This is a genomic window from Sphingomonas sp. NCPPB 2930 (genome assembly GCF_042867205.1).
Taxonomy (GTDB): domain Bacteria; phylum Pseudomonadota; class Alphaproteobacteria; order Sphingomonadales; family Sphingomonadaceae; genus Sphingomonas.
Genome location: NZ_JBHZQU010000016.1, coordinates 30,808 through 52,500, shown reverse-complemented (window position 1 = coordinate 52,500; position 21,693 = coordinate 30,808). Strand labels below are relative to the sequence as shown.

At 67.8% G+C, this 21,693-nt stretch carries 20 protein-coding genes; 9 read left to right on the top strand and 11 right to left on the bottom strand.

Features of this window, described 5'->3' with window-relative positions; all coding sequences use genetic code 11:
* Positions 1-18 precede the first annotated feature (18 nt).
* A complete protein-coding gene (locus ACFX59_RS15550; protein WP_387433460.1) occupies positions 19-528 on the top strand; it encodes a thiamine phosphate synthase in 510 nt (169 codons plus the stop codon).
* Positions 529-909: 381 nt separating this feature from the next.
* On the opposite strand, the gene ACFX59_RS15545 is transcribed toward ACFX59_RS15550, so the two are convergent.
* The gene (locus tag ACFX59_RS15545; protein ID WP_387433458.1) at positions 910-1,617 is read right to left on the bottom strand and encodes a hypothetical protein; all 708 of its coding nucleotides are present in this window, start codon (positions 1,615-1,617) and stop codon (positions 910-912) included.
* A gap of 219 nt (positions 1,618-1,836) precedes the next feature.
* On the opposite strand from ACFX59_RS15545, the gene ACFX59_RS15540 reads away from it, so the two are divergent.
* The 4 genes from ACFX59_RS15540 to holA are packed head-to-tail and all read left to right on the top strand — an operon-like array spanning position 1,837 to position 6,365.
* On the top strand, positions 1,837-2,271 hold the full coding sequence (locus ACFX59_RS15540) for a DUF3576 domain-containing protein (protein WP_387433456.1): 435 nt from the start codon (positions 1,837-1,839) through the stop codon (positions 2,269-2,271).
* Positions 2,272-2,283: 12 nt separating this feature from the next.
* Positions 2,284-4,785 carry a leucine--tRNA ligase gene (gene leuS / locus ACFX59_RS15535; RefSeq protein ID WP_387433453.1) on the top strand — a complete coding sequence of 834 codons (2,502 nt, stop codon included), beginning with the start codon at positions 2,284-2,286 and terminating at the stop codon, positions 4,783-4,785.
* Entirely contained in the window at positions 4,782-5,315 is a 534-nt protein-coding gene (gene lptE / locus ACFX59_RS15530) for an LPS assembly lipoprotein LptE (protein WP_387433451.1), read from the top strand. The genes leuS and lptE overlap by 4 nt, the downstream gene beginning before the upstream one ends.
* 30 nt (positions 5,316-5,345) lie before the next feature.
* Positions 5,346-6,365 (top strand): DNA polymerase III subunit delta, encoded by a 1,020-nt coding sequence (gene holA / locus ACFX59_RS15525; RefSeq protein ID WP_309691364.1) that lies wholly within the window; start codon positions 5,346-5,348, stop codon positions 6,363-6,365.
* 138 nt (positions 6,366-6,503) lie between these two features.
* Here the strand turns inward: holA and ACFX59_RS15520 are convergent, their stop codons facing one another.
* From ACFX59_RS15520 to ACFX59_RS15495, 6 genes are all read right to left on the bottom strand, one after another.
* Positions 6,504-7,424, bottom strand: coding sequence for a ParB/RepB/Spo0J family partition protein (locus ACFX59_RS15520; RefSeq protein ID WP_387433448.1), 921 nt, complete (start codon positions 7,422-7,424; stop codon positions 6,504-6,506).
* On the bottom strand, positions 7,421-8,212 hold the full coding sequence (locus ACFX59_RS15515; protein WP_307101824.1) for a ParA family protein: 792 nt from the start codon (positions 8,210-8,212) through the stop codon (positions 7,421-7,423). Before ACFX59_RS15515 ends, ACFX59_RS15520 begins: the two co-directional genes overlap by 4 nt.
* Positions 8,209-8,823, bottom strand: coding sequence for a 16S rRNA (guanine(527)-N(7))-methyltransferase RsmG (gene rsmG / locus ACFX59_RS15510; protein WP_309700011.1), 615 nt, complete (start codon positions 8,821-8,823; stop codon positions 8,209-8,211). The genes ACFX59_RS15515 and rsmG overlap by 4 nt, the downstream gene beginning before the upstream one ends.
* Positions 8,820-10,655, bottom strand: a complete 1,836-nt coding sequence (gene mnmG, locus ACFX59_RS15505; protein ID WP_387433445.1) for a tRNA uridine-5-carboxymethylaminomethyl(34) synthesis enzyme MnmG — start codon at positions 10,653-10,655, stop codon at positions 8,820-8,822. Before mnmG ends, rsmG begins: the two co-directional genes overlap by 4 nt.
* Before the next feature lie 68 nt (positions 10,656-10,723).
* Positions 10,724-12,010 (bottom strand): tRNA uridine-5-carboxymethylaminomethyl(34) synthesis GTPase MnmE, encoded by a 1,287-nt coding sequence (gene mnmE / locus ACFX59_RS15500; RefSeq protein ID WP_387433443.1) that lies wholly within the window; start codon positions 12,008-12,010, stop codon positions 10,724-10,726.
* A 4-nt stretch (positions 12,011-12,014) separates the two neighbouring features.
* Complete coding sequence (locus ACFX59_RS15495) at positions 12,015-12,239, bottom strand: DUF6489 family protein (RefSeq protein WP_306997208.1); 225 nt, start codon at positions 12,237-12,239, stop codon at positions 12,015-12,017.
* 72 nt (positions 12,240-12,311) lie between these two features.
* Between ACFX59_RS15495 and ACFX59_RS15490 the strand changes: the two genes are divergently transcribed.
* Positions 12,312-13,013 (top strand): dienelactone hydrolase family protein, encoded by a 702-nt coding sequence (locus tag ACFX59_RS15490; RefSeq protein WP_387433440.1) that lies wholly within the window; start codon positions 12,312-12,314, stop codon positions 13,011-13,013.
* Positions 13,014-13,053: 40 nt separating this feature from the next.
* Here ACFX59_RS15490 and ACFX59_RS15485 read toward each other — a convergent pair whose 3' ends face one another.
* Positions 13,054-14,628: a lysine--tRNA ligase gene (locus tag ACFX59_RS15485; protein WP_387433437.1), complete on the bottom strand. Its 1,575-nt coding sequence runs from the start codon at positions 14,626-14,628 to the stop codon at positions 13,054-13,056.
* A 305-nt stretch (positions 14,629-14,933) separates the two neighbouring features.
* On the opposite strand from ACFX59_RS15485, the gene ACFX59_RS15480 reads away from it, so the two are divergent.
* Both ACFX59_RS15480 and ACFX59_RS15475 read left to right on the top strand, forming a co-directional pair.
* Positions 14,934-17,669: an ATP-dependent DNA helicase gene (locus tag ACFX59_RS15480; RefSeq protein ID WP_387433435.1), complete on the top strand. Its 2,736-nt coding sequence runs from the start codon at positions 14,934-14,936 to the stop codon at positions 17,667-17,669.
* Positions 17,666-18,199, top strand: coding sequence for a histidine phosphatase family protein (locus tag ACFX59_RS15475; protein ID WP_309691344.1), 534 nt, complete (start codon positions 17,666-17,668; stop codon positions 18,197-18,199). Before ACFX59_RS15480 ends, ACFX59_RS15475 begins: the two co-directional genes overlap by 4 nt.
* Before the next feature lie 123 nt (positions 18,200-18,322).
* On the opposite strand, the gene ACFX59_RS15470 is transcribed toward ACFX59_RS15475, so the two are convergent.
* Positions 18,323-18,850, bottom strand: coding sequence for a YceD family protein (locus ACFX59_RS15470; RefSeq protein WP_387433432.1), 528 nt, complete (start codon positions 18,848-18,850; stop codon positions 18,323-18,325).
* Positions 18,847-19,380, bottom strand: a complete 534-nt coding sequence (locus tag ACFX59_RS15465; protein WP_307101804.1) for a ubiquinol-cytochrome C chaperone family protein — start codon at positions 19,378-19,380, stop codon at positions 18,847-18,849. Before ACFX59_RS15465 ends, ACFX59_RS15470 begins: the two co-directional genes overlap by 4 nt.
* Positions 19,381-19,518: 138 nt before the next feature.
* Here ACFX59_RS15465 and ACFX59_RS15460 point away from each other — a divergent pair, with 138 nt between their 5' ends.
* Complete coding sequence (locus ACFX59_RS15460; RefSeq protein ID WP_373424720.1) at positions 19,519-20,016, top strand: outer membrane protein assembly factor BamE; 498 nt, start codon at positions 19,519-19,521, stop codon at positions 20,014-20,016.
* A gap of 319 nt (positions 20,017-20,335) precedes the next feature.
* Here ACFX59_RS15460 and rho read toward each other — a convergent pair whose 3' ends face one another.
* Positions 20,336-21,592 (bottom strand): transcription termination factor Rho, encoded by a 1,257-nt coding sequence (gene rho, locus ACFX59_RS15455; RefSeq protein ID WP_042486922.1) that lies wholly within the window; start codon positions 21,590-21,592, stop codon positions 20,336-20,338.
* Positions 21,593-21,693: the final 101 nt, after the last annotated feature.

The window sequence follows — 21,693 nt, the reverse complement described above, 5'->3', positions numbered from 1 at the left end:
CGCGCTATAGTGCCCGCAATGGCCGACCGATACCCCGAGACATGGCTGATGACCGACGAGCGATTGGGGGACGGGCTGTGGTCCGCCTTGCGGCGACTGCCGCCGGGATCGGGGGTGGTCTTTCGCCACCATGCCACGCCCCCGGCCGCGCGGCGGGCGATTCACCAGCGGGTGTTCCGAGTCGCGCGCGCGCGGCGGCTGCTCCTGCTGGTGGCGGGCGGTGGCCTGCCCGGCGACGGAGTGCACAAGCGCGGCCGGGGTAAGGGTCTGCGGAGCTGGCCCGCACATGACCGGGCGGAGGCGGTCGCGGGATGGAAGGCCGGGGCCGACCTGCTGTTCGTATCGCCGCTATTCCCCACCCGCTCGCATCCCGGCGCGCCGAGTCTGGGTCTGCCACGCGCCGCGCGGATCGGGCGGGGGCTGGACCTTCCCCGAATCGCGCTGGGCGGGATGACCGCGAAACGCTTCCGCCGGTTGCGCGGGCGATTCGAGGGCTGGGCCGCGATCGACGCCTGGGCGGCGGTTTAACGCGGCGAGCCGCCTCGCCCTATGATCCGTTGCGGCTTTCAGATTCGGTTCGCGCGGAGGCGCAGAGGACGCGGAGAGAAGGGCATCCCCCTCATTCCCATTTGCAGGGCAGAGAATAACGCGTCGTCCGAAGCGTCGACGGGCCAGCCAATCTGAAGATCCCAGCCTTCGCTGGGATGACGAACAAGGGCCGATGACTATTCAGCGCTGCCTTTCCTTCCCTCGCCCCTCGCAGAGGGGAGAGGGTTGCGCAGACTTGGTCTTTGCGTAGCAAAGGCTTAGTCGGAGCTGGGTGAGGGGTGGGCGCTCGCGAAGCGAGCGCGCGAGCCGGTCAGATCTAGAGAGACGCCTCGGAACCGCTCGCTACCAAGCGGTTCGCGCTTAGAAGCGGAAGGCCGTTCCCAGATACACCGCCTGGCTGTTGCGGCGATCATCGTCGAGTCGCGCCAAGCGCTCACGGTCCGAGCGATAGCGAACACCCGCCGTCACATCGAGGTTGCGCGTCAGCGAATAGGACCCGCCCATGTCGAGCGAATAGCTGGACGGCATGTCGACCAGCTTGGCCGTCGCGTCGATCGGGCGATCGGTCGATGCCTTCACCCGGCCGGTGAAGCGATTCGCGGTATAGCTGACCGCGACATCGGCGCTCTCGCGGCTGCCCGGCATGCCCCCCAGGTCGACACGGGTCACGTCACCCGACACCGCCAGCCGCTTCCAGCCGACCGCGACGCCCAGATTGTAGGAGATCGGCGCCAGGCCGACCGTCGGCGCGGTGTTGGCGGCGATCCGCTCGTCATTGGTGCGGCTGGTCCGGGCACGCACCGCGACGGTCACCGCACGGCTGACGCCGCGCTGGCTTTCCGCCGGGGTGAAGCGCAGGTCGCCCGCGTCGAGCCCGCTCTTGGCGAACAGCGCCGCCAGCCGGGGATCGGCCGCCGCCGGCGTGAAGCCGCCGCTGGCGCGCAGCGACAGGCTGCGCTTGATGGGCTTGCCCCCCTGCTCCACCGCGCCGATGGCGGGCGCGACCAGAGCCGTCGTGGCGGCGAGCGCCCCGATAGCAATTCCGATCACCACACGCCCGAACGACACGGTCCACCCCTTTATGGAAACCCCTTTGTAGGGATCGTCCTAACATGAAAAGGCAGGTGAGCGATCCCATTGTTACGCCCCCATGGGCGAATCTTGTCCGACTGTTGCGCACGATCCACAGAATCGGGGAAACGCCGCCCATCGTCCGGGCGCTTGCCGGGGTGGCGGGGCCCCTGTAGAGGCTATAGCCAACCCTTATTCCCAGTCAGGACAATGCCGATGCTTCGCCGTTCCGCCACCGCGTTCGCGGTTATCGCCGCCCTGTCGCTCGGCGCCTGTGCCGGCAAGAAGGATCGCCCGCAGGCCGATCTGGCCGCGTCGAAGGTCACGACGATCGGCGTCAATTCCTATCTGTGGCGCGCCAGCCTCGACACACTCAGCTTCATGCCGCTGGCCGAAACCGACTCGAACGGCGGCGTGATCGTCACCGACTGGTATATCAACCCGCAGGTCCCGACCGAGCGGATGAAGGTCACCGTCACCATCCTCGACCAGGATCTGCGCGCCGACGCGCTGCGCGTCACCGCGCTGCGTGAGGTGAACCGTGGCGGCCAGTGGGTCGAGGCGCCCGTCCAGGCCGCGACCATCCAGAAGCTGGAAGACATCATCCTGACCAAGGCGCGCGACCTGCGCCGTGCGTCGATCACGAAGTAAAAGACGAGAAGAATGGCCTCGCGTTTCAACGCCCTGAAATCGGATTCGACCTGGCAGCGGATCTGGGAGGAGCGGCGCACCTTCGCCGCCGACGATCACAGCCCCAAGCCACGTAGCTATGTCCTTGAGATGTTTCCCTATCCTTCGGGGCGCATCCATATGGGGCATGTCCGCAACTACACGATGGGCGACGTGCTGGCGCGCTATCGGCGGATGATCGGGCATGAGGTGCTCCACCCGATGGGCTGGGACGCGTTCGGCATGCCCGCCGAGAATGCCGCGATGGAAAAGGGCGTCCATCCGGGCGGCTGGACCCGCGACAATATCGCGACGATGAAGGCACAGCTGAAGCGGCTGGGCTTCGCGCTCGACTGGACGCGCGAGATCGCGACCTGCGAGCCCGATTATTACGGGCATGAGCAGGCGCTGTTCCTCGACCTGTATGCGGGCGGTCTGGTCTATCGCAAGGAATCGGCGGTCAACTGGGACCCGGTCGACATGACCGTGCTCGCCAACGAGCAGGTGATCGACGGGCGCGGCTGGCGTTCGGGCGCGCTGGTCGAGAAGCGCAAGCTGAACCAGTGGTTCCTCAAGATCACCGACTTCGCCGACGATCTGCTGGAGGGTCTCACCACCCTCGAGCATTGGCCCGACAAGGTGAAGCTGATGCAGGAGAACTGGATCGGCCGCAGCCAGGGTCTCCAGTTCCGCTTTGCGCCGGTCGCCCCCTTCGCGACGCCGATCGAGGTCTATTCGACCCGCCCCGACACGATTTTCGGCGCCAGCTTCGTTGCGATCGCGGCCGATCACCCGATCGCGCGGCAGCTGGCCGAGACGAATGCCGATGGGGCGGCGTTCATCGAGCGTTGCAAGGCGGGCGGCACGACCGCGGCCGAGCTGGAAACGCAGGAAAAGCTGGGCTTCGACACCGGCTATCGGATGCAGCATCCGATGGACGAGAGCATCACCCTGCCCGTCTATATCGCGAACTTCGTGCTGATGGATTACGGCACCGGCGCGGTGATGGGCGTGCCGGCGCATGACCAGCGCGACCTCGACTTCGCGCGCAAATACGGCCTGTCCGTCACCCGCGTCGTCGCCGATGGCGATACGACCGCGCCGGTGTTCGAGGGCGACACCGCCTATACCGGCACGGGCCAGCTGGTGAACTCGGGTCCGCTCGACGGGCTGGATGTCGAGGCCGCCAAGGCCGCCGTCATCGCCGGCGCCGAGAGCGAAGGCTGGGGCCAGGGCCAGACCGTGTACCGCCTGCGCGACTGGGGCGTCAGCCGTCAGCGTTACTGGGGCACGCCGATCCCGATCATCCATTGCGAGGATTGCGGCGCGGTGCCGGTGCCCAAGGACCAGCTGCCGGTGACGCTGCCCGAGGACGTCACCTTCGACGTTCCCGGCAACCCGCTCGACCGGCATCCGACCTGGAAGCATGTCGACTGCCCCAATTGCGGCAAGCCCGCTCGGCGCGAGACCGACACGCTCGACACCTTCGTCGATTCGTCCTGGTATTTCATCCGCTTCGCCAGCCAGCCCAAGGATCGCCCGTTCGATCCCGAGGTCGTCAAGAAATGGCTGCCGGTCGGGCAATATATCGGCGGCGTCGAGCATGCGATCCTGCACCTGCTCTATGCCCGCTTCTGGACGCGTGCCTTGAAGCATATCGGCCTGATCGACGTGGCGGAGCCCTTTGCGGGCCTGTTCACGCAGGGCATGGTCACGCACGAAAGCTACAAGTCGTCGGACGGCCGCTGGCTGGCGCCGGGCGAAATTCGCGACGGAATCGAGATCGCGACCGGACAGCCGATCACCGTCGGCCGCGTCGAGAAGATGTCCAAGTCCAAGAAGAACACCGTCGATCCCGAACCCATTGTGGATCAGTACGGTGCGGACGCGGTGCGCTGGTTCATGCTGTCCGACAGCCCGCCCGAGCGCGACCTGCCCTGGTCCGAATCGGGCATCGAGGGATCGTGGCGCTTCGTCCAGCGCTTGTGGCGTCTGTTCGACGGCTCGGAAGCCGCCGAGGGCGAGGACAAGGCGCTGTCCCGGAAATTGCACCAGACCATCGCGGGCGTGGCGGCGGATATCGAGGCGCTCGCCTTCAACAAGGCGGTCGCCAAGCTGTACGAACTGGTCAACGCGATCGAAAAGGCCAAGCCGTCGGCCGCCCGGAACGAGGCGATCCGCACCACCATGCTGCTGGTCGCGCCGATGGTGCCGCATTTGGCAGAGGAAGCCTGGGCCGGGACGGGCCAGGACGGCCTGATCGCCGACGCCGCCTGGCCGGTGGTCGATGAAAGCCTGCTGGTCGAGGACGAGGTCACCGTCGCGGTACAGGTCAACGGCAAGCTGCGCGACACGCTGACCGTCGCCAAGGGGCTGCCCAAGGACGTATTGGAGGCGACCGCGCTGGCCTCGGACAAGATCGTCCGCGCGCTGGACGGCGCAACGCCCAAGAAGGTGATCGTGGTGCCCGACCGTCTGGTGAACATCGTCGCATGACCCGCCCCCTCCCCCTTCCCCTGATCGCCGCCGGTCTGGTGCTGACGCTGGGCCTGTCGGGCTGCGGGCTGCATCCGCTTTATGCGGGGGGCGGCTCGGGCTCGGTCGCGACCGCCTTGTCACAGATCGAGGTCGCACCGATTCAGGGGAAGGCGGGCTGGCTGATGGCCAATGCGCTCAACGACAGGCTGGGCGGCAGGACCGGGAATGCGCGCTATCGGCTGGACGTGAAGCTGGACGACCAGATTCGCGGGCTTGGCGTGCGGCGCGACGACTCGGTGGTGCGTGAGCGGCGAATCCTGCGCGCGCGCTATCAGTTGGTCGACCAGACGAGCAATGCGGTGCTGGTCGATGCCACCGCCGGATCGGATGCCGGGATCGACGTGGTCCGGTCCGAATATGCCACCATCGCGGCGGAAAATACCGCGCTGGAACGGCTGTCGGTGATCGTCGCGGACGAAATCGTCGCGCGGTTGGCCACCTATGCCCGGTCGCGCCCCGGCGAGGCGATGGCCCCCGCGCGGCCGTGACGGCGCGATCGCTGTGAAAGCCCCCACCCGTTGAAAGCCAGCGCCAACCAGATTCGCCAGGCGCTGGGCCGCCCCTCGCCCGACATCCGCCTTTATCTGTTGCACGGCCCGGACGAGGCGGGGGCCGCCGAACTGGCCCGGTTGTTGGCCAATGCGATGGGGCGCGATGCCGAGCGGATCGATCTCGATTCGGCGACGCTCAAGAGCGATCCCGCCCGCCTGACCGACGAAGCCGCCGCGCTGTCGCTTTTCGGCGGGCCCCGGCATATCCGCATCGCCAGTGTCGGTGAGGAAGGGCTGGCGGCATTCACCGCGCTGCTGGAAGCGGAATCGGCGGGCAATCCGGTCGTCGCCATCGCCCCATCGGTCAAGACGACCGCCAAGATCGTCAAGCTGGCGCTGGAATCGCCGCGCGCCATGGCCTTTGGCTGTTACGCCCCCACGGCGGCGGATGCCGAGCGGCTGGCAGCGACCATGGCGGGCGAAATGGGGCTACGGCTGGCGGCGGGCGTGGCGGCGCGGCTGGTTGATGCCGCCGCGGCCGATCGCTCGGTCATGACCCGCGAGCTGGAGAAACTCGCCCTCTATGCCGACGCCGCCCCCGATCGCCCGCGCGAGATCGACCATGGCGCACTGGACGCCATCGGTGCCGATCTGGGCGAGGTCGAGATGGGCGATGCAGTCGAAGCGGTGGTCGAGGGCCGCGTCGCCGATCTGGGCGGCGAACTGGCCTTGCTGGACGAAGGTGGCGCCTCCCCCATCCCCTGGCTGCGCGCGCTGGCCCGCCGCCTGGTCGCGCTGGCCGAAATGCGCGCCGATATCGACAAGGGCGAGCCGGTCGACGCGGTGATGAAGCGCCACCGCGTCTTCTTCCGCGACGAGGCGCGCACCGCCAAGGCGTTGCGCCGCTGGACCCCGGCGATGCTGGCGCGCGCACTGGCCCGTATCCGGGCGGCGGAGCGGGCGGTGATGGCGCCGGGCAATGCCGGTGCCGTGCTGGCGGAGGCCGAGGCGACGATCATCGCACAGGGCATTGCCCGGAGGGGGTGATTCCGGCTTCGCTCAGCCTGAACGGGGCTTGGGGATCTTTACCAATACCCGTTCAGGCTGAGCGAAGCGCGGACCACACCCCATTCAGAATTCAAAAGCGAGTTGCGCCTGTCTGCGGAACAGACCAGCGTCCCCCTTTCAAATACCCTCACCGGTCAGCCGCTGGCATACCATGTCGAGCTGATCGAGCGTCGAATAGCTGAGGGTCAGCGTGCCGCCCTTCTCGCCATGCGCGATCCGCACCGACAGGCCCAGCAGATCGGCGAGTTGGCCCTCCAGCGCCGCGATATCCGCATCCGCCGCGTCCATCCCATTGCCGCGCGGACCCGATTTGTCCGACTCCGCCGCCGCCTTGCGCCCACCGCCCTTGGCCTCGCGGGTCAGCTTTTCGGTCTCGCGCACGCTCAGCGCGCGTCCGATCACCTGATCGGCCAGCGCCTCGACATCCTCCGCCCCCAGCAGCGCGCGGGCATGGCCCATCGACAGGGCGCCGGTGACGACCTGCTTCTGCACCGATTCAGGCAATTCGAGCAGCCGCAGCAGGTTCGCGACATGGCTGCGCGACTTGTGGACGATCTTGGCCAGCGCTTCCTGGGTATGGCCAAACTCGCCCGCCAGCCGCTGATAGGCCTGCGCCTCTTCGATCGCGTTGAGGTCCTGGCGCTGGATATTCTCGATCAGCGCGATTTCGAGCGTCTGGGCGTCGTCAAAGTCGCGGACGACGACCGGCACCTCGTGCAGCCGGGCACGCTGCGCCGCGCGCCAGCGGCGCTCGCCCGCGACGATCTGATAATCCTTGCCATGCGGACGCACGACGATCGGCTGGATCAGCCCGCGCGCCGCGATCGAGGCGGCGAGTTCGTCGAGCGCGGCTTCCTCGAAATGGCGACGCGGCTGGTCGGGATGCGGCGACAAAGCCCCTACGGGCAGCATCCGCACGCCGCCGGGTATCTGCTGGTCGCCCGGCTGGATCGGCGTCTCGCGCGCAATGTCACCGAGCAACGCCCCCAGTCCGCGCCCGAGGCCGGGACGCGGGCGCTTGGCGGCTTCCGTGCTCATGCCGCGGCCGCTCCCGGCTGGGTGGTCAACGGCAGGCGCGCGATCAGCTCGCGGGCCAGCGCGATATAGGCCTGGCTGCCGACGCAGCGATGGTCATAGATCAACGCAGGAAGTCCATGGCTGGGCGCCTCCGACAGCCGGACGTTGCGCGGAATCACCGTATCGAACACCACACCTCCCAAAACCGCGCGCACATCCGCCGACACCTGATCGGTCAGCCGGTTGCGCCGGTCGAACATCGTCAAAGCCACGCCGAGAATCGCCAGCCCCGGATTGAACCGCGCGCGTATCCGCTCGACCGTGGTCAAAAGCTGCGACAGGCCCTCCAGCGCGAAGAACTCGCATTGCAGCGGCACGAACAGCGAATCGGACGCCACCATCGCATTGATCGTCAGCAGCCCCAGCGAGGGCGGGCAGTCGACCAGCACGATATCCCAATTGCCCTGCGAGCGGCGCATCGCATGATCAAGCCGATGGGTGCGATTCTCGTAATCGACCAGCTCCAGCTCGGCCCCGGACAGGTCGACTGTCGCAGGCACGACGTCGAGGCGCGGCACCTGGGTATGGACGACCGCGTCGTCGATCCGCGCTTCCCCCAGCAGGACGTGGTAGCTGGAGAACATGCGCTGGCTGTTGGGAATACCCAGCCCCGTCGAGGCATTGCCTTGCGGATCAAGGTCGATCAGCAGGACATGCAGCCCGGTCGCGGCCAGCGCGGTCGCTAAATTGATGGCGCTGGTGGTCTTGCCCACCCCACCCTTCTGGTTCGCGATGGCAACGCAGATCATCGGGCCCCTACTCGGTCGAGGATCACGATCGACGAGTCCGCCGAGGTGATGCTATGTTCCACGTGAAACACGAAGCGCCAGTGCCGCTTGAGGGTCTTGATTTCGCGCTCGTCCAGGCGGCCGCGCGGGAGCAGCCACCGCGTATCCTGTTTGCCGCAATGGGCGGCTGCGCGCAAAAGATTTTCGACTGTCGCCACGGCGCGAGCAGAAATAATATCCGCCTTGATCTCCACCGCCTCGATCTTGGAGGCATGGACGCTGACCCGGTCGGCAATCCCCAGCGTCTCGGCACAGTCGCGCAGGAAGTCGGCGCGGCGCTTGCGGGGCTCGACCAGCGCGACCTTGCCTGGCCAGGCCAGCGCCACGACCATACCGGGAAAGCCACCCCCCGTGCCGATATCAACCCATTGCCCATCAGGCCGATCCGCCAGCGGAATCAGCTGTACCGAGTCGAGCGCGTGCCGCGACCAGATGGTGGAGATGGTCGAAGGCGCGATGAGATTCTGCTGATCGTTTTCCACGACCACCAGATTGAGGAAATGGTCGATCCGGTCGGCGGCTTCCGCCCCGAAACGCGCGACGACCCAGTCGCGGGCCTGGTCTTCGGTCATGCCGCCATCTTTCGTGCGTGGAGAAGAACCGCCGACAAGGCGGCGGGAGTGATGCCGCGAATGCGCGATGCGGCGGCCAGCGTCGCGGGACGCGCCAGACCCAGCCGGTCGATCATCTCCTGCGACAGACCGGGGATGGCGGCATAGTCGATCGTGGCGGGCAACAGGATCTGCTCGTCGGCGCGCAACCGCGCCACCTCCTCGGCCTGACGCTCGACATAAGGCGCATAGCGCGCATCCTCGAGCGTCTCGGCAACGACCGCCGGGTCACACCCCTCGGCCGCATCGGGCGCGACATGCGCCAGCGTGACGCCATCGAAGCGCAGCCATTCATAGGCGGACCGGCGGGCGCCATCCTGTGCGATCGCCGCTCCGCTGCGCGCCAGATCGGAGGCGGTGCGGATGACCGCCAAACGGTCGCGCAGGGTCGCCTGCTGCGCCTGCCGCCGCCGCCGATGCGCCAGCCGCTCGGGCGACAGGCATCCCGCCGCCTCGGCGATGTCCCCCAGCCGCGTCTCGGCATTGTCGGCCCGCAGCGACAGCCGATATTCGGCGCGCGCGGTCAGCATCCGATAGGGTTCGGTCACGCCCTGCAATACCAGATCGTCGATCATCACGCCCAGATAGCTGGAAGCGCGGTCGAGGATGACGGGGGCCAGCCCACAGGCCAGCGCCGCCGCGTTGAGCCCGGCGATCAACCCCTGCCCAGCCGCTTCCTCATACCCCGTCGTGCCGTTGATCTGGCCCGCGCAGAACACCCCCGGCAGCGCCCCCAGCGCCAATCGGGCGTCGAGCGCGCGCGGGTCGATATGGTCATATTCCACCGCATAGCCGGGCAGCGTGATGACCGCGCGCTCCAGCCCCGGCATGGAGGCGATCATCGCCGCCTGCACATCGGTCGGCAGCGAGGTCGACAGGCCGTTGGGATAGACGATCGGATCGTCCAGCCCCTCCGGCTCCAAGAAGATCTGATGGCTGTCGCGGTCCGCGAAGCGCTTGATCTTGTCCTCGATCGACGGGCAATAACGCGGGCCGTTCGCCTCGATCGCGCCGGTAAACAGCGGCGAGCGGTGAAAGGCCGCCGCGATGATCGCATGGGTCTCTTCGGTCGTCCGGGTGATCGCGCAGGCGATCTGCGGCAGCGGCCGTGCCGCCGTCATGGGCGACATGGTCCAGGGATCGGTGTCCGACGGCTGCTCGTCCAGCCGAGCCCAATCGATGCTGCGCCCGTCCAGACGCGGCGGCGTGCCGGTCTTCATCCGCGCCATCGGCAGGCCCAGACCACGCAGCTGCTCGGCCATGCGGGTCGCGGCGCGCTCGCCGATACGGCCGCCTAGATGCCGCTCCTCGCCCCGGAATAGCCGTCCGCCCAGGAAGGTCCCGGTCGCCAGCACCACCGCGCGACAGGCCAGCACCGAGCCGTCCGCCAGCTGCACGCCGGCCACCCGGCCACCGTCCAGCACCAGCGCCTCGGCCTCGCCCTCGACGATCGTCAGGCCGGGTTGCGCCGCCAGCATCGCCTGGATCGCCCCGGCATAGCGCCGCCGGTCCGCCTGGACGCGGGGGCCCTGCACTGCCGTCCCCTTGCTCCGGTTGAGCATCCGATAGTGGATCGCGCCCTGATCCGCCGCGCGACCGATCAGCCCGTCAAAGGCGTCGACCTCGCGCACAATATGGCCCTTCCCCAATCCGCCGATCGCCGGATTGCAGGACATGGCGCCCAGGCCATGACGATCGAAGGACAAAAGGGCCGTCTGCGCGCCCCGGCGCGCGGCCGCTGCGGCGGCCTCGGTTCCCGCGTGACCGCCACCGATCACTACGACATCAAACATGCCCCCGCCCTATCGCAAGAGGCGCGCAGCGTCAAAGCGATCCGTGGCAAAACGTTCCACGTGGAACATCACTTGCCCAGGCAGAAGCGTCCGAACAAGGCGTCGAGCATCGTCTCAGTCGCGCTGACCCCCAGTACCGCCGCCAGCGCCTGCCGCGCCACGCGCAGCTCCTCGGCGATCAACAGCACGTCATCGCCCTGAGCGGTGAGCAGCGCCTGTGCCGCTCGGCGGCATTGGTCCTGCTGGTGCCGCTTGAAACCCAGCGCATCCTCGCGCGGGAGCAGGGTCGCCGCATGCGCCGCAATCGCGTCCCAGACCATGGCCACCGACGTCGCATTGTCCCGCCGCACCGCCAGCGCCCGCCCCTCGGGCAAAGCCTCGCGCCCCGGCAGATCGGCGCGTCCGTGCAGCCAGATCGCATCGTCGCGCGGCGGTGGAGCATCGGCCATCCATAGCAGGATGTCGGCTTGTCCGATCGCCTCCTGCGCGCGCGTGACGCCGATCGCCTCGATCACATCGTCGGTATCCTCGGCCAGCCCCGCCGTGTCGGTCAGCACATAGGCGATGCCGCCGCGCAGCACGCTCGCCTCGATCCGGTCGCGCGTCGTCCCCGCAATCGGCGAGACGATCGCCGCCTCGCGCTCGACCAGCAGGTTGAGCAGGGTCGACTTGCCGCTATTGGGCGGCCCCGCCAGTACCACCCGGATACCGTCATGCAGTCGGTCGACCGGCGGCTGGTCGACCGCCGCCAGCATCGTGGCGGCCAGCGCGGTCATGTCGCTCCTGATCCGCGCCACCATGGCGGCGTCGAGCGGGACGTCATCCTCCTCGGCGAAATCGAGCATCGCCTCGATCCCGGCGGACAAGGCAGAGAGCCGGTCCATCCAGCCGCGCAGCGCCTGGCTCACCCGACCCTCGACCGCGCCGATCGCGGCCCGCCGCTGTCGCTCGGTCTGGGCTTCGAGCAGATCGGCCAGCCCCTCCGCCTCGGCCAGATCGATCCGGCCGTTGAGCAGGGCGCGGCGGGTAAACTCACCCGGCTCGGCCCGGCGGACACCGGGTGATGTCGCCAGCGCCGCCTCGACCGCCGCAACCACCGCGCGGCCGCCATGGCAATGCAGCTCGACCAGATCCTCGCCGGTCGCCGTCGCCGGGCCGGGGAAACAGAGCATCAGCGCCGAGTCCAGCACCGCCCCCGCCGCGTCGCGCAGGGTCCGCAGCCCCGCCCGACGCGGCGCGGGCAGACGCCCGCCCAGCCGCTCGGCCGTCGCGAACGCCGCCGGGCCGCTGACCCGGATCACCGCGATGGCCGCCGGGGGCTGCCCGCTCGATACGGCGAAGATCGTGTCGCTCACCGGATCAGCCCTTCTGCCCCTCGAACATGCGCCGCCACATCGCCATGCCCGCCTCGCCCATCGGGGCCCAGCTGCGCATCATCGCCTCGACCATTTCGGGCTTCACCCCCGACTGCATCGTGTCGAGCATCATCTGGACATAGCGCTCATGAATCGGCGTCAGGTCGGGCAGGCCCATCGCACGCCGCGCTTCTTCGGGCGTGCAGTCGATTTCCACATTCACTTTCATGCGCCATTCTCCATCGCGACCAAGCCGGGCATAAGGCGTTATGATCGCGTGGACCACAGGAGACCAGTAGACATGACCGGGACCAAGACCATCGCCGCCGACCACGGCGACGGCCAGTTCAACGCCTATCACGCCGAGCCGCAGGGACAGCCGGGCGCGGCGATCATCGTCATCCAGGAAATCTTCGGCATCAATGCGGGCATCCGCCGCAAATGCGATACGCTGGCCGAGGCGGGCTATCTGGCCGTCGCGCCCGATCTCTTCCACAAGATCGCGCCGGGCATCGAGCTGGATCCCGACGTCCCCGACGAGATGCAGCAGGCGCTCGACCTGATGGGCCAGTTCGACCAGGATGGCGGCATTCGCGATATCGAGGCGACGATCAAGGCGATCCGCGACGAGCATGGCGCGGACTTCAAGGTCGGCGTGGTCGGCTATTGCCTGGGCGGACGGCTGGCCTTCATGACCGCGGCGCGGACCGATGTGGATGCCAGTGTCGGCTATTATGGCGTCGGCATCGACGGGCTGCTCGGCGAGAAACATGCGATCGCCAAGCCGGTGCTGCTCCACATTCCGGAGGAGGATCATTTCGTCGACAAGGACGCGCAGAAGCGGATGCACGAGGGGCTGGACGATCACCCCAAGGTGACGCTGTACGACTATCCCGGCGAGGATCACGGCTTTGCCGCCGAATTCGGCCAGCGCCGCTCGGAGGAGTCGGCCAGGCTGGCGGACGAACGCACCATGGCGTTCTTTGCGGAGCATCTCCGCTGATACGAAAAAGGGGGGAGCCGGTCGGCCCCCCCCTTCCCTTTTACGCCACCTTGGCGAGGGCCTCGGCGATCAGTTTGCGGCTGTTGTCCACACCGTAGAGCGCGATGAAGCTGCCCATGCGTGGCCCCTGCGCCGATCCCAGCAGCGTCTCGTACAGCGCCTTGAACCAGTCGCGCAGCGACGGGAAGGCGTCGGTCTTGCCGATCTCATAGACGATGTTCTGGATATCCTCGGCACTCGCCCCCTCGGGAAGCGCGGCCAGCTGCGCGTCGAGCTGGCGCAGCGCCTCGGCCTCATGCGGCTCGGGTGCGCGGCGCTGGAGCGTCGGGGCGACGAAGTCACGCGCATAGGCCAGCGCATGGTCGATCAGCCGGTCCAGCTCGGGATATTTCGCGGCCGAGGCTTCCGGCACATAATTGGCGAGATAGCCCCAGACCTGCTCCTTGGTCGCCTCGCCCATCACGCCGACCAGGTTTAGCAGCAGGCCGAACGTCACTGGCAGCTCACCCTCGGGCAGCTTGCCGTCATGGATGTGATGCACCGGATTGCCCAGCTGCTCCTTGAGCGACTGGTTGGGATAGTTGACCCGGAACTGCCAATATTCGTCCACCGCGCGCGGGATGACGCCCATGTGCAGCTGCTTGGCCTTTTTGGGTTCGCGGTAAGCGAAGAAGGCCAGGCTCTCTTCCGGCCCATAGGTCAGCCACTGGTCGAGGCTGAGGCCGTTGCCCTTGGACTTGGAGATCTTCTCGCCATGTTCGTCGAGGAACATCTCATAATTGAAGCCCTCGGGCGGGCGGCCGCCGAGCACGCGCGCGATCTTGGACGACTGGGTGACCGAGTCGATCAGGTCCTTGCCCGCCATCTCGTAATCCACGCCCAGCGCGACCCAGCGCATCGCCCAGTCGACCTTCCATTGCAGCTTGGACAGGCCGCCCAGCGCCGACTGGACGATCCGCTCGCCCTCATCCTCGAACGCGATCAGGCCCGCCTCGGCGTCCACGACCTCGATCGGCACCTGAAGGACGATGCCCGACTTGGGGCTGATCGGCAGGACCGGCGAATAGGTGGCGCGGCGCTCGGCGCGCAGGGTCGGGAGCATCACATCCTGGATGCCCTGGAAATGCCGGAGCACCAGCCGCAGCGCATCGTCGAACCGGCCCGAGGTGTAATAGTCGGTCGAGGAGGCGAACTCGTAATCGAAGCCATAGCGGTCGAGAAACTGGCGCAGCATGGCATTGTTGTGCGCGGCGAAGCTGTCGAACGTCTCGAACGGATCGGGCACCTGGGTCAGCGGCTTACCGAGATGCTCGCGCAGCATCTCCTGGTTGGGGACATTGTCCGGCACCTTGCGCAGCCCGTCCATATCGTCCGAAAAGGCGATCAGCCGGGTCTTCTGGTCCGACAGCGCGTGAAAGGCATTGCGGACCATGGTGGTGCGCAGCACTTCGTTGAACGTCCCGATATGCGGGAGCCCCGAGGGGCCATAGCCGGTTTCGAACAGGATCGGCTCGCCGCCCGGTTTGCCGTCGGGATAGCGTTTGAGGAGCTTGCGGGCCTCCTCATAGGGCCAGGCCTTGGACTCGAGAGCGGTGGAGCGAAGTTCGTCTGTCATGATTTTGCCTCTGGCAAGCCGGGGGGCAATTCACAACGTATTTTGCGATTTCCACCAGCTATCCGCTCTTTGCCCACAGAGTTATCCACATTGCGGGTTGTTCCACGTGGAACAGGTTGGGTGGTCCTGTTTGGCTTTCCCTCCCCCATCCCCTCCCGCTTGCGGGAGGGGCGTGCGTTGTTGAGCGTTGTGCGCGCCATGAATGGTAGCCCTGCTGGGAGGGTCGGACAGCAAACCCGTTGGCCTGAACGATTCAACACCCATTCCCCGTTGCCAACCTGTTCCCACTCCCCCAAATCATCATCGTGACCGCGCTTCCCCACCCCGCTCTTCACGCCAGCCATAGCGGTGTGTGGATTTCCACCGGCGGACAGACCCGCGCCGTCTCGCGCGGCGAGGCGATCGGGCTCGCGTCGGAAACCCCGGTGATCCTTCTCAACGCGCCGTTGATCGGCCAGCGGCTGGGCTATGCCGAATTGTCGGGGCTCGACATCCTCGAGCTGTTCGCATTCCTGCGCCCCGCCCAATTCGCGGTCCCGACCCCGCATGGCCTTGCCCGTGCCTGCGGACTCGAGCCGCCGGAAAGCGATGCCGATGTCGCCGCCTTCCTCCTCCGCGCGACCGAGACGTTGCTCGCCATGCCCGACGGCGCCTGGCCCGAGCGCGAGGGTGCCTGGACCGCCGCGCAGAGTCTGGCGCGACTCCGCTGGCCCTGGGCGCCGCTGATCGGTCCGCGCCTGACCCGGCCCGAGCGCAACGAACGCTGGCTGTTCAGCGCGCTGCCCGAATGGGAAGAGGATGCCCCCCGCCCCGCCCCGCGCACCATCGACCTGCCGCCGCAGGATTCGGAGGAGCGGCTGGTCCGGCTGACCGGCGACGGGGCCGAGGAGCGGCCGGGCCAGCGCGCCTATGCCGCCGCGGTCACCGCCGCCTTCGCACCGCGCGCGGTCCGCGACACGCCCAACATGGTCCTGGCCGAAGCGGGGACCGGCATCGGCAAGACGCTGGGCTATCTCGCCCCCGCCAGCCTCTGGGCCGAGCGGGCGGGCGGTGCGGTGTGGATCTCGACCTATACCAAGGCGCTGCAACGCCAGCTGAGCGGCGAGACCGCGCGCATCTTCCCCGACGCGGTGCTGCGCAAGGAACGCGTCGTCACCCGCAAGGGGCGGGAGAATTATCTCTGTCTGCTCAATCTGGAGGACGCGCTTCAGGGTGGGTTCGCGGGACGCGCGGCGGTGCTGGCGCAGCTGGTCGCGCGCTGGGCGGCCTATACCGGCGATGGCGATATGGTCGGCGGCGACCTGCCCGGCTGGCTGACCACCCTGTTCCGGCGCAACGGATCGGCGGCGCTGACCGACCGGCGTGGCGAGTGCGTCTATGCGGGCTGCCCGCATTATCGGAAATGCTTCATCGAGCGGGCGGCCCGCGCCTCGGTGCAGGCGGATATCGTCATCGCCAACCATGCGCTGGTGATGGTCAACGCCGCGCGCGGGCGCGAGACTCAGACCCGGCCGACCCGCTATGTCTTCGACGAGGGCCATCACCTGTTCGACGCGGCGGACTCGATGTTCGCCACCGCGCTGACCGGATCGGAGACGATCGAGCTGCGCCGCTGGATCCTGGGCCCCGAGGCCGGGTCGCGCGGACGGCGGCGCGGTCTGGCGGCGCGGCTGTCCGATGTCGCCAGCTATGACGAGGGCGGCAATCGCGCGATCGGCGATGCGGTGCAGGCCGCGCAGGCGCTGGCGAGCGAAGGCTGGCTCGGCCGACTGGCGGAGGGTCAGCCCTTCGGTCCGATCGAGACGCTGTTGGCGGCGGTGCGGGGGCTGGCCTTTGCACGCGCCGAGCAAACCGGCGATGCGGGCTATGGTCTGGAGACCGAACTCGCCGACCCCTCCCCCGAGCTGATCGATGCCGCCGGTCCCGCCGCGCACGCGCTCGACGCGCTGCTGCGCCCGCTGGTCACGCTGGGCCAGCGGCTGGAGGCGGTGTTGCAGGAAGCGCCCGACTGGCTCGACGGTCAGGCGCGTGCGCGGGTCGAGGGCGCAATCGCATCGATCGCCTGGCGCGCCGAGACGGTCGCCGCCTGGCTGTCGCTGCTCGCGCGGATCGGCGGCCCTGCCGATCCCGACTTTGTCGACTGGCTGGCGGTCGACCGGGTCGAGGGGCGCGAATATGATATCGGGCTGCACCGTCACTGGCTCGACCCCACCCGCCCCTTTGCCGAAATCGTGCTGAAGCCCGCGCATGGCGCGCTCGTCACCTCGGCGACCCTGCGCGCGGGCGGCGACTGGGACGTGGCGGAGGCGCGGACCGGCGCGCCGCATCTGGCGCGTGGCCCCGCCCATTTCGTCGCCCCCAGCCCGTTCGATTATCCGAGCCGGGCCGAGGTGCTGATCGTCACCGACGTCAAGCGCGGCGACATTCCCCAACTGGCCAATGCCTATGCCCGGCTGATCGCGGCGTCGCGCGGGGGTACGCTGGGGCTGTTCACCGCGATCCGACGGTTGCGCGGCGTGCATGGCCGGATCGCCGACCGGCTGGCGCGCGAGGGGCTGGCGCTGCACGCGCAGCATGTCGATCCGATCGACACGGGGACGCTGGTGGATATCTTTCGCGACGATCCGTCGGCGTCGCTGCTCGGCACCGATGCGCTGCGCGACGGGGTGGACGTGCCCGGCGCCTCGCTGCGGCTGGTGGTGATGGAGGGCGTACCCTGGCCCAAGCCGACCGTGCTTCATGCCGCACGCAAGCTGGCGGGGGGCGGCAGCGCCTATGACGACCGTATCGTCCGCGCGCGACTGGCCCAGGCGTTCGGCCGGTTGATCCGCCGCGCCGACGATCGTGGTGCCTTCGTGCTGCTGTCCGCCGCCATGCCGTCGCGCCTGCTCGACGCCTTTCCACCGGGCGTGGCGATTGCGCGCGTCACGCTCGACGAGGCGGTCGCGCGGGTCGCGGCCCGGCTTTCCTCCGACGCCGGGATCGGGCATGGATCGGTCGACACCCCGCTGGCCGCCGCGACGGAGAATCCGATCCGATGAAGACGCTGACGCTGCTTCGCCATGCCAAATCGAGCTGGGACGATCCCGTCGCACGCGACTTCGACCGGCCGCTCAACGCCAAGGGGCGGCGCGCGGCGGCGATGATGGGACGCCATCTGAAATCGCTCGACATGGCCTTCGACCATATCCTCGCCTCGCCCGCCGTCCGTGTGATCGAGACGCTGGACGAAGTGTGGAGCGGCTATGGCCGCAAGCTGGCACCGGTCTGGGACAAGGCGCTCTACCTCGCCTCCTCGGCCAGCCTGCTCGATCAGGTCCATGCGCTGCCTGATGCCTGCGACCATGTCCTGATGGTGGGGCATAATCCCGGGCTGGAGGATCTGGTCCTCGACCTGACCTGCGATGGCGAACTGCGCGAACGGGTCGAAGAGAAATATCCCACCGCCACCGTCGCGCAGCTGACCTTGCCGATCACCCGGTGGGCGGATGCCGCTTCACACAGCGCGACCCTGATCGCCTTTATCCGCCCGCGCGACCTGGACCCGACGCTGGGACCCGACACACCCTGACCTGACCCCTGATAGGCTGTGGGCCAATCTGTCGGAAAATGGCCCGAAAAACCGTTGGCAACCTGTTAGCTATCTGTTGATAGCCTGTGGATAATCGGGAAAAACCGGCGCAAGTGCGAGAGGTTACTCCTTCCCCTCCAGCTTGGCCTTCAATCCCGCCAGCGCACCGAACGGCCCGGCCTCGTCCTCGCTGATAACCCCCGCTTCCTTCAGGGCCGCCGCCGCATGGGGGCTGCGCGGAAACGGGTCGAGCGAGAGCGCCATGGTCTCGGCCGCGGCCTCTCCCAGATCGATCGTGCCGCCCTCTATCTCGATCGTGTCGAGCGAATCCTCGGACAGCTCGATCTCCTCGTCGCCGCCATGGCCCGAAGGTTCGACGAAGCGCAACGCCACCGGCTCGTCCACCGTGGCGGGCACCGGGTCGCCGGTCACCGAACAGGGCTGGGCCACCTTTGCGCGGACCGTGCCGGTGACGAGGATGCCCATCGCATCGCGCCGGACGACCAGATCGGCGGCAAGGGCGTCGATCGACACCAGTCCGAACCGCCCGGCCAGCGCGCGGCGCTCCTCTTCCGAGGCCTGGATCGTCACAGTCTTTTCACGCTCGCCGATCGTGTCGATCTTTTCGGGGCGGCTCCATTCGGGGGTCACGGCAATTCTCCCATTCTCAATCGAGCCAGCGACACCGCCGCCAGCCGCTCAGACAGATCGCGCATCCGATCGCGCACATGGGCGACGGCATCCGGACCGGCGGGCGCGTCCCCCCGATACAGATTGCGGAGCAACGCGGCATCCAGCGCCGCCCCCTCCCCCGCCAGTCCGTCGCGATAGGCGGTCAGGCGGCCGCCGAGCATCGCCATCATCCGGCCGATATGCTTGCCGACCACGATGTCGCCGATGCCCAGCTCGCGCAACTGCCCGTCCATGTCGGTGACGAAGCGTTCGGTCAACCGCGCGGCCAGCGCCGCCCCCTCGGACTCCCGCTCCAGCCGGATCAGGACCAGCGAGAGGATCGCCGCGATCATGTCGAACCGGCCATCGACCGTGTCGGGCACCGCGCCCTCGACATACCAGTGCGGTTCGCGTGCGCGCAGCACCACCGCATTGTAGAGCGGCAACGCCTCGTCCCCGTCGCGCCCGAAATAGCGCGCCACCATCCGCTTCAGCCAGCCCGCGGCCATCCGCCCCTCCCTCGCCTTGCGCGATCACACCCGCGCGAGTGCTTGTATGCGTCTTTCCCTTGGCATATCGAGGGGGTGACGGTCGAGCGGATCGACCGCCTGTATATTTGCCTGTGCGGCCGATCCCCCGGCCCGGAGATGATGATGAGCGTTTCTTCGACCCGCGCCCTCGGGCTTGGCCTGGCGATGGCCTTGGCCGCGTCGGCCTGCACGCCGCTGCGGTCGCATCAGGGTTATGTGGTCGACACCGATCTCGTCAACTCGATCCAGCCGGGCGTGGATAACCGCCAGTCGGTGCTCCAGACGCTGGGCACGCCGACCATCTCCAGCCAGTTCGGCGGCGGCGACTGGTATTATGTCGCGCGCGACAGCCGCAATCTGGGCTTCAACCTGCCCAAGCCGGCGTCGCAGATCACGCTTCAGATCAGCTTCGACCAGGCGGGCAACGTGACGACGATCCGCCGTTCGGGCGTGGATCAGGTCGCCGACATCTCGCCCTATGGCAAGACCACCCCGACGCTGGGCCGCAAGCGCGGCTTCTTCCAGGACCTGTTCGGCAATATCGGCGCGGTGGGCGCACCCGGCGCGGGTGGCGGTCAGGGCGGTGGCATGGGCGGCGGACGCACCCGGCCGTAAGGGCCGGAGCGCCTCTCACCTACCCTTCCGTTCCCGCGGGGCGACGTCGAGGCGCAGGGCTCGCGTTTGGCCAACGGAGACCCTTGGCCTTCGACTTCGCTCAGGCTGAACGGAAATTGGCGTGCCCCCCGTTTGGCCGCGTCGCCTGGTAAGCAACGACGCGGCCGTGCCGTGCTTGGACCGGCACGATCCCGAAAGGGGGTGGGATCGGGCCTGCTAACGCCCCAAAACGAAAATGGGTTCGCAAGCGGGACCAATTCCGCCGGCGAACCCCTATTTCCGTAGCGTCGCGGGGCCGGATGACCCCGCCGAGCGCCGATTACTGGTTCATCGAGTCGAAGAAATCCTCGTTGGTCTTCGAGTTCTTCATCTTGTCGAGCAGGAACTCCATCGAATCGATCGTGCCCATCTGCATGAGGATGCGGCGCAGCACCCACATCTTGGACAGCTTGTCCTTCTCGACCAGCAGCTCTTCCTTGCGGGTGCCCGACTTGCCCACGTCCATCGCCGGGAAGATGCGCTTGTCGGCGACCTTGCGGTCGAGGACGATTTCCGAGTTGCCGGTGCCCTTGAACTCTTCGAAGATGACCTCGTCCATGCGGCTGCCGGTGTCGATCAGCGCGGTGGCGATGATCGAGAGCGAGCCGCCCTCCTCGATGTTGCGCGCCGCACCGAAGAAGCGCTTCGGCCGCTGGAGCGCGTTGGCGTCCACACCGCCGGTCAGCACCTTGCCCGACGAGGGCACGACGGTGTTGTAGGCGCGGCCCAGACGGGTGATCGAGTCGAGCAGGATGACCACATCCTTCTTGTGCTCGACCAGGCGCTTGGCCTTTTCGATCACCATCTCGGCGACCTGGACGTGGCGCTGCGCCGGTTCGTCGAAGGTCGAGGAAACGACCTCGCCGCGCACCGAGCGCTGCATGTCGGTGACTTCTTCCGGACGCTCGTCGATCAGCAGGACGATCAGGAAGACTTCGGGATGGTTGTCGGTGATCGCCTTGGCGATGTTCTGCAGCATCACCGTCTTACCCACGCGCGGCGGCGCGACGATCAGCGTGCGCTGGCCCTTGCCTTGGGGGCTGACGATGTCGATGACGCGCGCCGACTTGTCCTTCTGGGTCGGGTCGGCGGGGTCGAGGATCAGCTTCTGCTCGGGGTAGAGCGGGGTGAGGTTGTCAAAATTGACGCGGTGGCGGACGGCCTCCGGGTCGTCGAAATTGACCGAGGTCAGCTTGGTCAGCGCGAAATAGCGCTCGCCGTCCTTGGGCGCGCGGATCTCGCCTTCCACCGTGTCGCCGGTGCGCAGGCCGTGCTTGCGGACCTGGTTGGGCGAGACATAGATGTCGTCGGGCCCGGCGAGATAGTTCGCTTCCGGCGAGCGCAGAAAGCCGAAACCGTCGGGCAGCACCTCGATCGTGCCCAGGCCCATGATCTGGTCGCCCTTTTCCGCCTGCTCCTTCAGGATGGCGAAGAGCAGGTCCTGCTTGCGCAGCGTCGACGCGCTCTCGACCCCCAGTTCCTCGGCCAGCTGCACGAGGTCGGCGGGGGTCTTCTTCTTCAGGTCTTTCAGATGCATGGGGATCGGTCCGGATGGTCGGAGGGCGTCGGTCGGCGAGGATCGCGGCGAAACGAGGCTGTCGATAAGGAAGCGTACGCGACGCGAGGACCGCGCCGTAC

Excerpts from the sequence above, each read along its gene's own strand:
- ACFX59_RS15550 (WP_387433460.1), top strand. The coding sequence starts at position 19 with ATGGCCGACCGATACCCCGAGACATGGCTGATGACCGACGAGCGATTG.
- ACFX59_RS15475 (WP_309691344.1), top strand. The coding sequence starts at position 17,666 with ATGAAGACGCTGACGCTGCTTCGCCATGCCAAATCGAGCTGGGACGAT.
- lptE (WP_387433451.1), top strand. The coding sequence starts at position 4,782 with ATGACCCGCCCCCTCCCCCTTCCCCTGATCGCCGCCGGTCTGGTGCTG.
- mnmG (WP_387433445.1), bottom strand. The coding sequence starts at position 10,655 with ATGTTTGATGTCGTAGTGATCGGTGGCGGTCACGCGGGAACCGAGGCC.
- ACFX59_RS15490 (WP_387433440.1), top strand. The coding sequence starts at position 12,312 with ATGACCGGGACCAAGACCATCGCCGCCGACCACGGCGACGGCCAGTTC.
- rho (WP_042486922.1), bottom strand. The coding sequence starts at position 21,592 with ATGCATCTGAAAGACCTGAAGAAGAAGACCCCCGCCGACCTCGTGCAG.
- ACFX59_RS15465 (WP_307101804.1), bottom strand. The coding sequence starts at position 19,380 with ATGGCCGCGGGCTGGCTGAAGCGGATGGTGGCGCGCTATTTCGGGCGC.
- leuS (WP_387433453.1), top strand. The coding sequence starts at position 2,284 with ATGGCCTCGCGTTTCAACGCCCTGAAATCGGATTCGACCTGGCAGCGG.
- ACFX59_RS15520 (WP_387433448.1), bottom strand. The coding sequence starts at position 7,424 with ATGAGCACGGAAGCCGCCAAGCGCCCGCGTCCCGGCCTCGGGCGCGGA.
- ACFX59_RS15515 (WP_307101824.1), bottom strand. The coding sequence starts at position 8,212 with ATGATCTGCGTTGCCATCGCGAACCAGAAGGGTGGGGTGGGCAAGACC.
- ACFX59_RS15485 (WP_387433437.1), bottom strand. The coding sequence starts at position 14,628 with ATGACAGACGAACTTCGCTCCACCGCTCTCGAGTCCAAGGCCTGGCCC.
- rsmG (WP_309700011.1), bottom strand. The coding sequence starts at position 8,823 with ATGACCGAAGACCAGGCCCGCGACTGGGTCGTCGCGCGTTTCGGGGCG.
- ACFX59_RS15460 (WP_373424720.1), top strand. The coding sequence starts at position 19,519 with ATGATGATGAGCGTTTCTTCGACCCGCGCCCTCGGGCTTGGCCTGGCG.
- ACFX59_RS15495 (WP_306997208.1), bottom strand. The coding sequence starts at position 12,239 with ATGAAAGTGAATGTGGAAATCGACTGCACGCCCGAAGAAGCGCGGCGT.
- ACFX59_RS15540 (WP_387433456.1), top strand. The coding sequence starts at position 1,837 with ATGCTTCGCCGTTCCGCCACCGCGTTCGCGGTTATCGCCGCCCTGTCG.